Origin of the sequence: Tardiphaga robiniae, assembly GCF_013359755.1 — a bacterium.
GTDB lineage: Bacteria > Pseudomonadota > Alphaproteobacteria > Rhizobiales > Xanthobacteraceae > Tardiphaga > Tardiphaga robiniae.
Genome location: NZ_JABMCJ010000085.1, coordinates 129,574 through 143,935 on the forward strand (window position 1 = coordinate 129,574; position 14,362 = coordinate 143,935).

The 14,362-nt window shown below is 61.7% G+C and carries 16 protein-coding genes; 14 read left to right on the plus strand and 2 right to left on the minus strand.

The window, feature by feature from the left end:
- Window positions 1-87 precede the first annotated feature (87 nt).
- The 5 genes from HP556_RS16200 (at window position 88) to HP556_RS16220 (ending at window position 5,585) form a co-directional block, all read left to right on the plus strand.
- Entirely contained in the window at window positions 88-981 is an 894-nt protein-coding gene (locus HP556_RS16200) for a class II glutamine amidotransferase (protein ID WP_175367743.1), read from the plus strand.
- Window positions 981-1,667, plus strand: a complete 687-nt coding sequence (locus HP556_RS16205; protein ID WP_175367744.1) for a GltB/FmdC/FwdC-like GXGXG domain-containing protein — start codon at window positions 981-983, stop codon at window positions 1,665-1,667. The genes HP556_RS16200 and HP556_RS16205 overlap by 1 nt, the downstream gene beginning before the upstream one ends.
- Window positions 1,667-2,998, plus strand: coding sequence for an FMN-binding glutamate synthase family protein (locus tag HP556_RS16210; protein WP_093757228.1), 1,332 nt, complete (start codon window positions 1,667-1,669; stop codon window positions 2,996-2,998). Before HP556_RS16205 ends, HP556_RS16210 begins: the two co-directional genes overlap by 1 nt.
- A 39-nt stretch (window positions 2,999-3,037) precedes the next feature.
- A complete protein-coding gene (gene glnT, locus HP556_RS16215) occupies window positions 3,038-4,342 on the plus strand; it encodes a type III glutamate--ammonia ligase (RefSeq protein WP_175367745.1) in 1,305 nt (434 codons plus the stop codon).
- 91 nt (window positions 4,343-4,433) lie between these two features.
- Complete coding sequence (locus HP556_RS16220; protein WP_175367746.1) at window positions 4,434-5,585, plus strand: DUF3095 domain-containing protein; 1,152 nt, start codon at window positions 4,434-4,436, stop codon at window positions 5,583-5,585.
- A 14-nt stretch (window positions 5,586-5,599) separates the two neighbouring features.
- On the opposite strand, the gene HP556_RS16225 is transcribed toward HP556_RS16220, so the two are convergent.
- Window positions 5,600-6,043: a DUF2147 domain-containing protein gene (locus HP556_RS16225; protein WP_092145969.1), complete on the minus strand. Its 444-nt coding sequence runs from the start codon at window positions 6,041-6,043 to the stop codon at window positions 5,600-5,602.
- A 144-nt stretch (window positions 6,044-6,187) separates the two neighbouring features.
- The gene (locus HP556_RS16230) at window positions 6,188-6,712 is read right to left on the minus strand and encodes a GNAT family N-acetyltransferase (protein ID WP_175367747.1); all 525 of its coding nucleotides are present in this window, start codon (window positions 6,710-6,712) and stop codon (window positions 6,188-6,190) included.
- A gap of 116 nt (window positions 6,713-6,828) precedes the next feature.
- On the opposite strand from HP556_RS16230, the gene HP556_RS16235 reads away from it, so the two are divergent.
- The 9 genes from HP556_RS16235 to HP556_RS16275 all read left to right on the plus strand — a co-directional run bounded on the left by HP556_RS16235 (window position 6,829) and on the right by HP556_RS16275 (window position 14,267).
- Entirely contained in the window at window positions 6,829-8,070 is a 1,242-nt protein-coding gene (locus tag HP556_RS16235) for an MFS transporter (RefSeq protein ID WP_120287214.1), read from the plus strand.
- Between the two features lie 106 nt (window positions 8,071-8,176).
- Entirely contained in the window at window positions 8,177-8,776 is a 600-nt protein-coding gene (locus HP556_RS16240) for a superoxide dismutase (RefSeq protein ID WP_093757222.1), read from the plus strand.
- A gap of 170 nt (window positions 8,777-8,946) precedes the next feature.
- Window positions 8,947-9,321, plus strand: coding sequence for a fluoride efflux transporter CrcB (gene crcB, locus HP556_RS16245; protein WP_089265774.1), 375 nt, complete (start codon window positions 8,947-8,949; stop codon window positions 9,319-9,321).
- Window positions 9,322-9,409: 88 nt separating this feature from the next.
- Window positions 9,410-9,628 (plus strand): hypothetical protein, encoded by a 219-nt coding sequence (locus HP556_RS16250; RefSeq protein ID WP_175367888.1) that lies wholly within the window; start codon window positions 9,410-9,412, stop codon window positions 9,626-9,628.
- On the plus strand, window positions 9,625-10,383 hold the full coding sequence (locus HP556_RS16255; RefSeq protein ID WP_175367748.1) for a metal ABC transporter ATP-binding protein: 759 nt from the start codon (window positions 9,625-9,627) through the stop codon (window positions 10,381-10,383). Before HP556_RS16250 ends, HP556_RS16255 begins: the two co-directional genes overlap by 4 nt.
- Window positions 10,384-10,388: 5 nt before the next feature.
- Entirely contained in the window at window positions 10,389-11,258 is an 870-nt protein-coding gene (locus tag HP556_RS16260) for a metal ABC transporter permease (protein ID WP_089265777.1), read from the plus strand.
- An 11-nt stretch (window positions 11,259-11,269) separates the two neighbouring features.
- Window positions 11,270-12,151, plus strand: coding sequence for a metal ABC transporter substrate-binding protein (locus HP556_RS16265; protein WP_175367749.1), 882 nt, complete (start codon window positions 11,270-11,272; stop codon window positions 12,149-12,151).
- A gap of 50 nt (window positions 12,152-12,201) precedes the next feature.
- A complete protein-coding gene (locus tag HP556_RS16270; RefSeq protein WP_068729004.1) occupies window positions 12,202-13,245 on the plus strand; it encodes a CobW family GTP-binding protein in 1,044 nt (347 codons plus the stop codon).
- A complete protein-coding gene (locus HP556_RS16275; protein ID WP_420878672.1) occupies window positions 13,245-14,267 on the plus strand; it encodes a WD40 repeat domain-containing protein in 1,023 nt (340 codons plus the stop codon). Before HP556_RS16270 ends, HP556_RS16275 begins: the two co-directional genes overlap by 1 nt.
- Window positions 14,268-14,362: the final 95 nt, after the last annotated feature.

Sequence of the window (14,362 nt, forward strand, 5' to 3'; positions counted from 1 at the left end):
TGTCAGGAAAACTATTTTCTCTGTGGTTGACATGGCGGTTTTGTTTCGGGCAAGGTCCACGCGCATTCAACGAGCGAGACGCGAGCCATGTGCGGCATTGCCGGTCTGTTTCTGAAAGATCAAAAGCTGGCCCCCGAATTAGGCGGGTTGCTCTCCGGCATGCTGGAAGCGCTGAGCGATCGCGGCCCTGACTCTGCAGGCTTTGCTGTTTATGGCGACGGCGATGCCGGACAGATCAAGCTGACGCTGCGTGCCGCGCCGTCGTTTGATTTCGCTGCATTGGTGGCGTCGCTCGGCAAGGTCGCCGGTGCGCCGATTGCATATCAGGTGCACGACACCCACGCTGTCATCAGCATCCCCACCGATCGCGAGGCTGCCGTGGCATCTGCGCTCCTCGGCATGAAAGACGTCGACATGGTTGCACGGGGCCGGCGCATGGCCGTGTTCAAGGAAGTCGGTCTGCCCGCCGACGTGGCGAAGCGTTTCGGCCTGAACGCGATGACCGGCACCCATGCCGTGGGTCATACGCGCATGGCAACTGAGTCCGCCGTGACGACCAATGGCGCGCATCCCTTCACGACAGGTACCGACCAGTGCCTCGTGCATAACGGTTCGCTGTCGAACCACAATGATGTGCGCCGCGAGCTGATTCGCCAGGGCATGACGTTCCGGACGGAAAACGATTCCGAAGTCGCCGCGGGCTATATCTCATCGCAGATGGCCGCCGGTGCTTCGCTGCAGGATGCGATGACGTCGTCGCTGTCCGCGCTCGATGGCTTCTACACATTCGTCATCGGCACCGAGACCGGCTTCGGCGTGCTGCGCGATCCCATTGCCTGCAAGCCAGCCGTGATGGCCGAGACCGATCGCTGGGTCGCCTTCGGCACCGAATATCGTGCGCTGGTCGATCTGCCGGGCATCGATACGGCAAAGGTCTGGGAGCCCGAACCCGCCAAAGTCTATTTGTGGGAGCGTTGCTGATGCCCACGGTCGATCTCGCTTCGTCGCCGCTGCGCGAACTTAACGGCGCTCTGCACAGGCTGACACCCAGCACCAACGAGACACACTGGACCGTCACCAATCCGCGCGGCCAGCACAATATCGCGGTTGGTCTCGATTTCCCGGTCGAGATCGAGATCGACGGCCACGTCGGTTACTACTGCGCCGGCATGAACAAGCAGGCGCGCGTCACCGTGTGCGGCAATGCCGGACAGGGTGTCGCGGAGAACATGATGTCAGGCCGTGTGCATGTCACCGGCGACGCGTCGCAGGCGGCGGGCGCCAGCGGCAATGGTGGCCTGCTGGTGATCGACGGCAACGCGTCCGCGCGTTGCGGCATCTCCATGAAGGGCATCGATATCGTCGTGAAGGGCTCGGTCGGCCATCTCTCCGCCTTCATGGCGCAGGCCGGCAAGCTCGTGGTGCTCGGCGATGCCGGCGAGGCACTCGGCGATTCCATATATGAGGCGCAGCTCTTCGTGCGCGGCTCCGTCGCCAGCCTTGGTGCGGATTGCATCGAGAAGCCGCTCAAGGACGAACACAAGACCGAGTTGAAGCGGCTGCTCGATGAAGCCGGCGTCGAAGGCGTCAGCCCCGACGAGTTCAAGCGCTACGGCTCGGCGCGTAAGCTCTATCACTTCCACATCGATAACGTCGGATCATACTGATGAGCGCGCAAGACCGCTGGATCCATACGCCGCCGCGCAAGTCCGCGACCTTCGATGATGCAGCCATTGCGGAAATTCGCCGTGCGGCCGCGACCGGCATCTATGACATCCGCGGCGCCGGCGCCAAGCGCAAGCTGCCGCATTTCGACGACCTGCTGTTTCTCGGCGCCTCGATCAGCCGCTATCCGCTCGAGGGCTACCGTGAGAAATGCGCCACCGATGTCGTCATCGGCGCGCGTTTCGCCAAGAAGCCGATTCATCTGAAGATTCCGATTACCATCGCCGGCATGAGCTTTGGGGCACTGTCCGGTCCAGCCAAGGAAGCGCTTGGCCGCGGCGCATCGGCGGTCGGCACGTCGACCACCACGGGCGACGGCGGCATGACGCCGGAAGAGCGTGGTCATTCCGATCTGCTGGTCTATCAGGTACTGCCGTCGCGTTACGGCATGAACCCGGATGATCTGCGCAAGGCGGATGCGATCGAGGTTGTGGTCGGGCAAGGTGCCAAGCCCGGCGGCGGCGGCATGCTGCTCGGCCAGAAGATTACAGAGCGCGTTGCCGGCATGCGCCGTTTGCCGGTGGGAATCGATCAGCGCTCGGCGTGCCGGCATCCGGACTGGACCGGGCCCGACGATCTGGAGATCAAGATCCAGGAGCTGCGTGAGATCACCGACTGGCAGATCCCGATCTATGTGAAGGTTGGTGCCTCACGCCCGTATTACGATATCGCGCTCGCGGTGAAATCCGGCGCCGATGCCATCGTGCTCGACGGCATGCAGGGCGGGACGGCTGCGACGCAGGACGTCTTCATCGAGAATGTCGGCCTGCCCACCATGTGTGCGATCCCCCCGGCGGTGAAGGCGCTGCAGGATCTCGGCATGCATCGCAAGGTGCAGCTCATCGTGTCCGGCGGCATCCGTAATGGCGCTGATGTGGCCAAGTGTCTTGCGCTTGGCGCGGATGCGGTGGCGATCGGCACGGCCGCGCTGATCGCGCTCGGCGATAACGATCCGGCGCTGGAAGCCGAATACCAGAAGCTCGGTACCACCGCCGGCGCCTATGATGACTGGCATGAAGGCCGCGATCCCGCGGGCATCACCACGCAGGATCCTTTGCTGGCCGCGCGGCTCGATCCTGTGATCGCCGGCCGCAAGCTCGCAAACTATCTGTCCGTGATGACGCTGGAAGCGCAGACCATCGCACGCGCCTGCGGCAAGAGCCACGTCCACAATCTCGAACCGGAAGATCTGGTGGCACTGACAATGGAGTCGGCAGCCATGGCGAGGGTCCCTCTCGCTGGAACGAACTGGATTCCCGGCAGCAATATCTAACGAGCCGTTATGGCTGGATGATCTTCGGAGCGCGTGTCAATGACGACCTGGACCGAACTAGCCAAACAGCACGACCTCAAATATTTCCTCATTGCCTTTGTCGATCTGTTCGGCGGCATGCGCGCCAAGCTGGTGCCGGCCACGGCCATGGACGGCGTGGCAAAGTCCGGCGCGGGTTTCGCGGGATTTGCAGCCTGGTTCGATATGACGCCGGCCGATCCCGACGTGCTCGTGATGCCGGATATGGATACGCTGACGCTGCTGCCATGGAAGCCCGGCGTCGCCTGGGTTACGGGGGATCTCTATATGGGCGGCAAGTCCGTGGCGCAGAATCCGCGTCAGGTGCTGAAAGGCCTCATTGCGAAGGCGGCGGAGCAGGGTGTCGAACTCAAGACCGGCGTGGAATGCGAGTACTTCCTGATTTCGCCAGACGGTACCGCGATCTCAGATCCTGCCGATCAGCAGGCCAAACCGTGCTACGACCAGCAGGCACTGATGCGGCGCTACGAGATCGTCGCTGAAATCTGCGACGCGATGATCTCGCTCGGCTGGAAGCCCTATCAAAACGACCATGAAGACGCCAACGGCCAGTTCGAGATGAACTGGGAGTTCGATACCGCGCTGAAGACCGCCGATCGCCATGCCTTCTTCAAGTTCATGGTCAAGTCGATCGCCGAGAAACACGGCTACAAGGCGACCTTCATGCCGAAGCCGTTTGCCAATCTCACTGGCAACGGCTGCCACGTCCATGCGTCACTATGGTCGACCAAGGACGGCTCGAACGTGTTCGAGGACGAGAGCGGCGAGTTGGGTCTCTCGAAGACGGCCTATCACTTCATCGGCGGCCTCGTTCATTCGGCCGAAGCGGTTTGCGCTATCACCAATCCCACGGTGAATTCCTACAAGCGCATCAATGCGCCGCGCACGCTCTCCGGCGCGACATGGTCGCCGAACACGGTGACCTACGGCGGCAACAATCGCACGCATATGATCCGCATTCCCGATGCGGGCCGGTTCGAATTCCGTTTGCCCGATGGTGCGGTGAATCCCTATCTGCTGCCGGCGACCTTGCTCGCCGCTGGTCTCGACGGCATGGCCAACAGCCGCGATCCCGGCCCGCGCCTCGACATCAATATGTATACGGAAGGCGCGAAGGTACCGAAGGCAAAGCAGCTGCCGCTGAACCTGCTCGATGCATTGCGGGCGCTCGATGCATCCGACGTGTTGAAGGCGCAGCTCGGCGAGGCCGTGGTCGGATCGTATCTCAAGCTCAAACACAGCGACTGGAATGAGCACTGCCGTCAGCTCACCGAATGGGAGCGGCAGACGACTTTGGATTGCTGATACCGCACGTTCGTCGAAATTGCGTGCTATGAGTTCTGCCTCAGGAGCGTCATTGGGTTGACGCAACGTTGTCGCAGGATCATTTCGCACCATGACGACCGGCGTCAGCGCGTTTTACGACGGCATTTCAATATTTTACGGTTTCGACCGGGTGATGGACCCGGCTTTGTACATGCCGCTGCCGGATGACTGGATCATCGGCGTCGCCGATATCGTGGAATCCACCAAGGCCATCGCCGAACAGCGCTACAAGGCCGTCAACATGGCCGGCGCTGCCGTCATCGCAGCCGTGACCAATGCGCTGGACGGCCGCGAATTCCCGTTCGTGTTCGGCGGCGATGGCGCGAGCTTCGCAGTCTCACCGGACGATCTCGATCGCGCCCGCGGGGCATTGGCGGCGACGGCGACCTGGGTGAAGCACGATCTCGATCTCGTGATGCGGGTGGCCCTGGTGCCGATCAAAGACATCCGCGCGCAGGGGGTGGATGTGCGCGTGGCGCGCTTCGGGCCGTCGAAGAACGTATCCTATGCGATGTTTTCCGGTGGCGGATTGGGCTGGGCAGAGGCCGCGATGAAGCGCGGCGAATTCGCGGTGACGCCGGCACCTGTCGGGACCTATCCCGATCTCTCCGGGCTCTCATGTCGCTTCGAGGAAATTCCATCGGCACATGGTTTGATTCTGTCGGTGTTGGTGACGGCTGCAGCGGGAGCCGACCCATCCGCATTTCGTCGCGTTATCGAAGACATCATCGCACTGGTCGAACGCAGTCCTAATGCGGGCCGTCCCGTGCCTGCCGACGGCCCAGCGCTGAGGTGGCCGCCTGCAGGGCTGGGCTATGAGATTCTGGCCGGCCGAGGAGCGAACTCGCTGGCGCGTTTTCGCATACGGGTGCTCGTGCGAACCCTGTTCGTCTACGTCGTGATGCGCTTCGGCATCAGCGTCGGCGGGTTCGTGCCGAAGACCTATGTGCAGCAACTGGTCGAGAATTCAGATTTCCGCAAATATGACGACAGCCTGCGCATGATTCTGGATTGCACGCCCGATCTCGAACGCGCGCTGGAGCAGCGTCTTGTTGCGGCGGGCTCGGAAGGAACGGTGCGCTATGGTCTGCACCGCCAGGATGCTGCGATGATGACGTGTTTCACACCGTCAGCCATCCGCAGCGATCACGTACATTTCATCGACGGCGCGCGCGGTGGCTATGCCTCGGCGGCCACCGCATTGAAGGCTATGTCAGTTTGAAAGAGATCGCCTGATCAGCGGCCGACGCGGGTCCAGTTTTCGCCACCGCAGAATGCGCCGACGCAGCCTTCGACCTTCAGCGTGTTAGGGCCGACCAGCGCCACGTTGCTGGTATAGATCTTCCCGTCATCGGCATTGTAGATTCGGCCCGACCACGTGTTCGCTCCGGTTGGGCGCATATCGTAGAACAGGTGAATGCCGATCATCGAGCGCTTGGCCAGCGCGGGATCGGGATTCTTGTCGTCGATCGGCGGCTTGCCGGTCTGCGGATCGATCTTGTCACGCAGCGAGACGACGGTGCCGCACAGGATGGTGCCGCATTTGCTGACCCGCACCTGTGCATCGCCGGCCTGGGTCTGCCAGACACCCGTTGCTTCGCCGCCCGATTGGGCTTGCGCAGCGGAGCCTGCGAACACTGCACCCAGCAATGCGATCATAACAGTGAATCTGGCGGCCATGCGTGTCTCCTCGGATCAGGCGGTCTGCATAACAAGAAATGGGATTTGTGCAATGCCGCGGCGATGCGTTTGAGACTACTCAGCGTCTCAAATGATCATGATCGATTCAATTTGACGCAGCTTGCTCAGGTCAACCGATGGCGGTCACCACGGCAGCCCGCACAGGTCCATCTCGCCTTCATGCGGCGCTCGCTTCAGGTAGGACACCAGCGGGGTCATGACATCGAAGCGTACCCGCTCGCCGTGCTGTTCGGCATAGACCTCGCCGGTGAACGGCTTCCAGTTGCGGCGCGTGTAAAAATCCACATTGTGCGGTTCGCAGAACAGCAGCGCAAAATCGGTGGCGCGTTCGTCTTTTAGCGTATGCAATGCTGCGGTCAGGGCCACACTGGCCAGACCACGCCGGCGATAGTCCGGGTGTGTCACCATGCCGCCGATGCCGCCAATCCGCGTCTTGTGGCCTTTCCACATGCCTTCGCGCCGATACAGGCCGACATGGCAGACCGGCTGTCCGTCATCCTCGACGATCACCCGCAATTCGGGATAGGCGAAGATCACGTGTCCCCAGGGCAGTTTCTCGACCGCCTCCCGCGGCCATGCGAGGTCGAACAGCGGTTTGACGCTCGGCCATGAGGCATCGCCAGTCACAATCTCGATTTCGATGCTCATTTCGGTCGCCACCTCTGCGCTTTGTGCAGCCCTTATAGGTCGGTCCGAGGGTAGTAAACCTGTCGAATCCAGTGCTTATCTGAGAATAATATTCTAGGGATCAAGGAAACGTTGGAATGACTGAGGCGGAGCTCTCCAAATACCAGCGCTGGGCGATTTTGGCCGGCGCGGCGACGCTGCTCAGCCTGGCCATGGGCATGCGCCAGAGCTTCGGCCTGTTTCAACCCTCGATTCTGCGCGACACTGCCATCACCACGGCCGATTTCTCCCTGGCCACCGCTTTGCAGAACGTGATCTGGGGCATCTCGCAGCCCTTCATCGGTGCTATCGCCGATCGTTTCGGCACCCGTCACGTGATGATCATCGGCGTTTTGATCTATGCGGCCGGCCTCGTCTTCATGATGGTCGCGACCACGCCGCTGGTTTTCACCCTGGGCGCCGGCCTTTGCGTCGGCCTCGCACTGTCTTGCACGGCGTCGAGCATGACCATGACGGTAGCTTCGCGCAGCGTCTCCGCCGCCAAGCGCAGCGTCACCATGGGCGCGGTGTCGGCTGCAGGTTCGCTCGGTCTCGTCATCGCGTCGCCGCTGGCGCAGACGCTGATCTCGACGGCGGGCTGGCAAGTGGCGCTGATCGGCTTTCTCGGCCTCGCTGCGGTGATGCTCCCCGCTGCGCTGTTTGCTGGCCAGTCTGACAAGATCGAACGCGCACCGGCGGATGAGCTGCAGCAATCTTTGGGAGAAGTGGTGCAGTCCGCACTCGGTCATTCCGGTTATATCGTGCTGGCGTTGTCGTTCTTTGTCTGCGGCCTGCAGCTAGTATTCATCACCACGCATCTGCCGAATTATCTGGCGATCTGCGGCCTCGACGCGTCGCTTGGCGCCACCGCGCTGGCAATAGTCGGTCTGTTCAATGTGTTTGGCTCCTATGCCTTTGGCTGGCTTGGCGGCCGTTATCCGAAGCAGATTTTGCTCGGCGGAATTTACATCGTTCGCTCGTTGGCGCTCGCCACTTATTTCTATTTTCCGGCGACGCCGACCACGACCATGGTCTTCGCAGCCGTGCTGGGGTCGCTCTGGCTCGGCGTGGTCCCGCTGGTGAACGGCCTCGTCGCGCAGCTGTTCGGGTTGCGCTTCATGGCGACACTCACGGGCATCGCCTTCCTCAGCCATCAGGCAGGATCTTTCCTGGGCGCTTGGGGCGGCGGCATGATCTTCTCTCATCTCGGCAATTACGATCGTGCCTGGCAATTCGCCGTCGTGATCGGGATGATCGCCGGATGCTTCCAGATGCTGATGAATGTGAAGCCGCCAGTGCGGCGCGATGCCGTCTCCGCCGCAATGCCGAGCGCGGCCTGATCGCGAAGCGATCGGGGATCGCAAAGATGGGAGTGTCGGAGCCGGGCGGAACCTTCTATAAGGGTTCCCGTTAAGCCAACTCTCCCATTATTGCGGATCTTGACCCATGACCTTCACGCTTCCCAATCTGCCTTACGCCTATGACGCGCTCGCGCCGCATATGTCGAAGGAAACGCTGGAATTCCATCACGATAAGCACCATCAGGCTTACGTGACCAACGGCAATAACCTGCTGAAGGGCACCGAATTCGAAGGCAAATCGCTTGAAGAAATCGTGAAGGGCTCGTTCGGCAAGAATGCCGCGCTCTTCAACAATGCCGGCCAGCACTACAACCATCTCCACTTCTGGAACTGGATGAAGCCGAACGGCGGTGGCGACAAGCTACCCGGCCGTCTGGAGAAGAAGATCACCGAGGATCTCGGCGGTCTCGAGAAGTTCAAGACCGACTTCGCCGCTGCAGGCGTTGGCCAGTTCGGCTCCGGCTGGGCCTGGCTCTCGGTCAAGAACGGCAAGCTGGAAATCTCCAAGACCGCGAACGGCGAAAGCCCGTTGGTCCATGGCGCGACCCCGATCCTCGGCGTCGACGTCTGGGAGCACTCCTACTACATCGACTATCGCAACCGTCGTCCCGACTATCTCAAGGCGTTCGTCGATCATCTCGTGAACTGGGAATATGTCGACGAGCAGTTCGGCAAGGCGGTCTGATCGCTTTCGATCGGCGTTTAATGACGCGCGGGAAGGGCGGTGGCGCAAGCTGCCGCCTTTTTTCGTTGTCGTGACGTTTTCGTGTCTTGGTTGACCTGCTGCGACTTGCCGCCGCAGGCACGCTGCGGCAAAACGGAATGACGTGAGCCACTAAGCGCAGCGGGTATTAGATGAATTATGTTTTGGTTTTTGTCGGCGGCGGCCTTGGCGCCACCTTGCGCCATGTCATCAACATGACCTGCGCTCGCTGCATGGGAGCGGCGTTCCCGTGGGGCACCTTCATCATCAACATCACTGGCTCCACGGTGATGGGCCTGATCGCCGGCTATCTCGCTTACAAGGGTGAGGCCTCGCAGCCCTGGCGCCTGTTCCTGATGACCGGCATCCTCGGCGGCTACACGACGTTTTCGGCCTTTTCACTGGATACGGCAGTGCTCTATGAGCGCGGCGAATTGGGCCTCGCCCTGGCCTATGTGCTGGGGTCGGTGGTGCTGTCGATTGCCGGGCTTTTTGCCGGCCTGGCGCTGGTCCGCCACTTCGCCTGAGCCCTCCCGGGCTTGCGGTATGTTATAATATAACATAAATGACAGTCAGGCGCGTTGCGCCGGATATTCATTGGCCAGGCCCGATTTCATGGCGCATTCCCATTCTCACGGTGATGACCACTCCCATGGTCACGCCGACGGCCACGGTCATACCCACAGCCACAGCCATGGCCCGGCAAGCCCTCATCCGGCCCAGCCCGCGCCCTGGTCGATCCTGCGCATGACGTTGCCCGCACGGCTGGGGGCTGCGCTGGTGGTCTCCGCAGCGCTCTGGGCGGTGGTTCTGCTGGCGATGAGGCCATCATGACGGCACAGCTCGCTTTCCAGAACGTCACACTGGGCTATGACCGGCATCCGGCGGTGCATCACCTCAATGGCGAGATCGCCGCTGGCAGTTTGCTCGCGGTGGTCGGGCCGAACGGCGCCGGCAAATCCACGCTGTTTCGCGGCATCGTCGGCATCCTGAAGCCGCTGACGGGCGCGATCACACTTGGCGGCCTGAAGGCGCGCGACATCGCTTACCTGCCGCAGAGCGTCGATATCGACCGCACATTCCCTATTTCGGTGTTCGACTTCGTCGGCACAGGGCTTTGGCGCACGACCGGGATATTCGGCGGCCTTGGCAAGACCGCGCGTGCGCAAATAGGACAGGCGCTCGCCTCTGTCGGCCTCAATGGTTTCGAGAATCGCAATATCGGCACGCTGTCGGGCGGCCAGATGCAGCGGATGCTGTTTGCGCGGGTGTTGTTGCAGGACGCACGCGTTATCGTGCTCGACGAGCCGTTCAATGCGATCGATACCAAGACGTCGGCGGACCTGATTGCGCTGGTGCGCCACTGGCATGCCGAAAAGCGCACGGTGCTGGCGGCGCTGCACGATATGGAGATGGTGCGCTCGCATTTCCCGGAGACGCTGCTGCTGGCGCGCGGCTCCGTGGCCTGGGGATCGACCCAGCAGGTGCTGACGGCGGATAACCTGCTGGAGGCGCGGCGCATGTGCGAAGCCTTCGACGATGGCGCCGGCACCTGTGTTGTCGATGCCGCACACTCGCGGGCGGCCTGATCGACATGCTCTACGATGCGCTGATCGCGCCTTTCCTCGAATTTGAATTTATGCGCCGCGCATTGGCCGGCGTGGTTGCGCTGGCGCTCGGTGGCGCGCCGATCGGCGTCTTCCTGATGTTGCGGCGGATGAGCCTTGTCGGCGACGCGATGGCGCATGCCATCCTGCCAGGGGCTGCGATCGGCTTCCTGTTTTCCGGGCTCAATCTGTTCGCGATGACGTTTGGTGGCCTGATTGCAGGTTTTTCTGTTGCGCTGCTGGCAGGTCTGGTGTCGCGCGTCACCGTCATCAAGGAAGATGCGTCGCTGGCCGCGTTCTATCTCGTATCACTGGCAGTCGGCGTCACCATCGTTTCGATGCGCGGCACCAATATCGATCTGCTGCATGTGCTGTTTGGCAATATTCTCGCACTCGACGATCAGACACTGCTGGTGATCGCGTTCAACGCGACGATTACGCTGGTGGTGATGGCGGTGATCTATCGCCCGCTGGTCATCGAATGCGTCGATCCGGTGTTTCTGCGCACTGTCTCGCGCGCCGGTGCACCCGCGCATCTGGCGTTTCTGGCGCTGGTCGTCGTTAATCTCGTCAACGGCTTTCATGCGCTCGGTACGCTGCTCGCGGTGGGGCTGATGATCCTGCCGGCGGGCATCGCGCGGTTCTGGTCGCGCGATATCACGGGGATGATGATGATCTCCGTCGCGAGCGCGATGGTCTCCGGTTACTTCGGTCTGGTGCTGTCGTTCCAGACCAAGGTGCCGTCCGGTCCCGCGATCATTCTGGTCGCCGCAGTACTCTACGTATTTTCGGTTTTGTTCGGCAATGTCAGTGGCTTGGTAAGGCAGTTGTTCCCCGGCCGGCATCTTGAGGCGTAGGTGTGTCAGTCATGCGGAAATCCAGCATATTCGTCCTTTCTGCTGTCCTGTCGCTTGTCACGGCGATCGTCCCGGCGCGGGCGCAGGACAAGATCGATGTCGTCGCCAGCTTCTCTATCCTCGGTGACTTCGTGCGCAATGTCGGGGGCGAGCGAGTCGCTGTAACGACCCTGGTCGGCCCGAATGGGGATGCGCATGTCTACACACCGACGCCGCGTGACGCGAAAAAGATCGCCGATGCGAAGCTTGTGGTGGTCAATGGCCTCGGCTTCGAAGGCTGGCTGCCGCGGTTGGTGAAATCATCGGGTGGTAAGGCTGTCATCGTCACCGCAACCCAGGGCATCGCACCGCGCAAGCTCGACTCGCACGAGGATCCGCACGCCTGGCAATCGGTGGGCAATGCCAAGGTCTATGTCGCAAACATTCGCGATGCGCTGGCCAAGGCCGATCCGGCCGGGGCCGACATCTACAAGGCGAACGCCGAGGCCTATCTCGCGAAGCTGACTGCCCTCGACAGTGACGTGAAGGCGGCTGTGGCTTCCATCCCCGCGGCGCACCGCAAGGTGATCTCGACCCATGATGCCTTCGGCTATTTCGCGGCGGCCTATGGTATCGAATTCATCGCGCCGCAGGGCGTTTCGACGGATTCCGAGCCCAGCGCCAAGGATATCGCGGTCATCATCACTCAGCTCAAGATCTCGAAAATTCCGGCGGTTTTTCTGGAAAACATCGCCGATCCCCGGCTGATGCGCCGGATCGCCGCCGAGACCGGGGCAAAAATCGGCGGAACGCTGTATTCGGACAGTCTGACGGCCGAAAACGGCGATGCACCCACTTACATTGATATGGTCAGGCACAATATAAAGGCGCTGACGAGCGCGCTGACCAGTTAGCGCAGGGGCCCCCTGCTGCCGGCGCTGCACAAGACCCCGCCGGAGAGATCATGTCTGAAGCGACTGCCAACAAAATTCCCGTGACCGTGCTGACCGGCTATCTCGGCGCCGGCAAGACCACGCTGTTGAACCGCATCCTGTCGGAAAATCACGGAAAGAAATACGCTGTGATCGTCAACGAATTCGGCGAGATCGGCATCGACAACGATCTCATCATCGGCGCCGATGAAGAAGTGTTCGAGATGAACAACGGCTGCGTCTGCTGCACCGTGCGCGGCGACCTCGTGCGCATTCTCGACGGTCTCATGAAGCGCAAGGGCAAGTTCGACGCGATCATCGTGGAGACCACGGGTCTCGCCGATCCCGCGCCGGTGGCGCAGACCTTCTTCGTCGACGAAGACGTGCAGGCCCATGCACGGCTCGATGCCGTCGTGACCGTGGCCGATGCCAAATGGCTGAGCGACCGCCTTAAGGATGCGCCGGAAGCCAAGAACCAGATCGCCTTCGCCGACGTCATCGTGCTGAACAAGATCGATCTTGTGTCGAAGGCTGAGCTCGCCGAAGTCGAGGCGCGCATTCGCGCCATCAACCCCTATGCGAAGCTGCACAAGACCGAACGCGCGCAGGTGAAGCTGTCCGACGTCCTGGAGCGTGGCGCCTTCGATCTCGATCGTATTCTGGAGATCGAACCGGAATTCCTCAACGCGGACGACGGTCACGATCATCATGACCACGATCACGGCCATCATCACCATCATGATCACGGCCACGGTGGTCTGAAGCACTATCACGACGAGGATATGCACTCGATGTCGCTGCGTACCGACAAGGCGCTCGATGCATCGACCTTCATGCCGTGGCTGCAGGATCTGATGGCCAAGGAGGGCGGCAAGATTTTGCGCTCCAAAGGTATCCTGTCGTTCTCCGGCGACGACGACCGCTACGTGTTTCAGGGCGTGCACATGATGCTCGAAGGCGATCATCAGCGGCCGTGGAAGGACGGCGAGAAGCGCGAAAGCCGTCTTGTCTTTATCGGTCGCGATCTGCCCGAGCAGCTGATCCGCGACGGCTTCGAACGCTGCATCCCCGCCTGATGATGTCCGATTTCAATCCGCTGCAGGAGCAGGAATCCATCGTTTCGGTCACCGACCGCGTGTTGCCGGTGGCCATCGGTGCGTCGGTCACATCAGTGCATTTTCTCGGCGACAAGGCTGCCTTTGTCGGCGCCGAGGAGAAGGTGACGCTGGTCGATCCGGCAGGCGCGATGTCGCCGGTCGAGGTCGCGTTCGGTGGCATCCTGTGCTCGACCTCCGACGGCAAGCGCATCGTGATGGGCTGCGACGACGGCAAGGTCGTCGTGCTCGACCGCGACGGCACAGTCTCGACCTTTGCGACCGACGCCAAGAGGCGCTGGATCGACAGTGTAGCTTTGCATCCCGACGGCGCTGTTGCGTGGTCGGCGGGCAAGACGGCCTTCGTGCAGGCGCCGAAGGGCGAGGTGAAATTCTTCGAGGTGCCATCGACCGTTGGCGGCCTTGCATTCGCGCCCAAAGGGCTGCGGCTTGCGATAGCCCACTACAATGGCGTGACGCTGTGGTTTCCCAACATGGCCGGCAATGCCGAAGTGCTGGAATGGGCCGGTTCGCATCTCGGCGTGACCTTCAGCCCGGACAACAAGTTTCTGGTCACCGCGATGCATGAGCCGGCGCTACATGGCTGGCGTCTCGTCGACGGCAAGCACATGCGCATGACCGGCTATCCCGCACGCGTGCGCTCGATTTCCTGGAGCGCCGGCGGCAAGGGTCTCGCGACCTCGGGCGCCGATACGGTCATCATCTGGCCGTTTGCCAGCAAGGACGGCCCGATGGGCAAGGAGCCGGCGATGCTGGCGCCGCTCAAGGCCAAGGTCACCATGGTGGCCTGTCATCCCAAGCAGGACATTCTGGCCGCCGGTTACAGTGACGGCACTATCCTGATGGTTCGCATGACCGATGGCGCGGAAATTCTGGTGCGGGCCAACAAAGGGCAGCCCGTCAGCGCGCTGGCCTGGAATGCCAAGGGTACGCTGCTGGCTTTTGCCGATCAGGACGGCGACGCCGGGCTGCTGGAGCTGTAGCTCTTTCACCTCCCCTGTGGGGAGAGGGAGTTCACGACGGTTGGTGCGAGGCGGCATTGTCATCCGCCCGTCACTTCCTGTACGCATGCAGGCAT

What these genes read in the sequence shown, in the direction of transcription:
- HP556_RS16200 (WP_175367743.1), top strand. Translation starts at nt 88, where the DNA reads ATGTGCGGCATTGCCGGTCTGTTTCTGAAAGATCAAAAGCTGGCCCCC.
- HP556_RS16205 (WP_175367744.1), top strand. Translation starts at nt 981, where the DNA reads ATGCCCACGGTCGATCTCGCTTCGTCGCCGCTGCGCGAACTTAACGGC.
- HP556_RS16210 (WP_093757228.1), top strand. Translation starts at nt 1,667, where the DNA reads ATGAGCGCGCAAGACCGCTGGATCCATACGCCGCCGCGCAAGTCCGCG.
- glnT (WP_175367745.1), top strand. Translation starts at nt 3,038, where the DNA reads ATGACGACCTGGACCGAACTAGCCAAACAGCACGACCTCAAATATTTC.
- HP556_RS16220 (WP_175367746.1), top strand. Translation starts at nt 4,434, where the DNA reads ATGACGACCGGCGTCAGCGCGTTTTACGACGGCATTTCAATATTTTAC.
- HP556_RS16225 (WP_092145969.1), bottom strand. Translation starts at nt 6,043, where the DNA reads ATGGCCGCCAGATTCACTGTTATGATCGCATTGCTGGGTGCAGTGTTC.
- HP556_RS16230 (WP_175367747.1), bottom strand. Translation starts at nt 6,712, where the DNA reads ATGAGCATCGAAATCGAGATTGTGACTGGCGATGCCTCATGGCCGAGC.
- HP556_RS16235 (WP_120287214.1), top strand. Translation starts at nt 6,829, where the DNA reads ATGACTGAGGCGGAGCTCTCCAAATACCAGCGCTGGGCGATTTTGGCC.
- HP556_RS16240 (WP_093757222.1), top strand. Translation starts at nt 8,177, where the DNA reads ATGACCTTCACGCTTCCCAATCTGCCTTACGCCTATGACGCGCTCGCG.
- crcB (WP_089265774.1), top strand. Translation starts at nt 8,947, where the DNA reads ATGAATTATGTTTTGGTTTTTGTCGGCGGCGGCCTTGGCGCCACCTTG.
- HP556_RS16250 (WP_175367888.1), top strand. Translation starts at nt 9,410, where the DNA reads ATGGCGCATTCCCATTCTCACGGTGATGACCACTCCCATGGTCACGCC.
- HP556_RS16255 (WP_175367748.1), top strand. Translation starts at nt 9,625, where the DNA reads ATGACGGCACAGCTCGCTTTCCAGAACGTCACACTGGGCTATGACCGG.
- HP556_RS16260 (WP_089265777.1), top strand. Translation starts at nt 10,389, where the DNA reads ATGCTCTACGATGCGCTGATCGCGCCTTTCCTCGAATTTGAATTTATG.
- HP556_RS16265 (WP_175367749.1), top strand. Translation starts at nt 11,270, where the DNA reads ATGCGGAAATCCAGCATATTCGTCCTTTCTGCTGTCCTGTCGCTTGTC.
- HP556_RS16270 (WP_068729004.1), top strand. Translation starts at nt 12,202, where the DNA reads ATGTCTGAAGCGACTGCCAACAAAATTCCCGTGACCGTGCTGACCGGC.
- HP556_RS16275 (WP_420878672.1), top strand. Translation starts at nt 13,245, where the DNA reads ATGATGTCCGATTTCAATCCGCTGCAGGAGCAGGAATCCATCGTTTCG.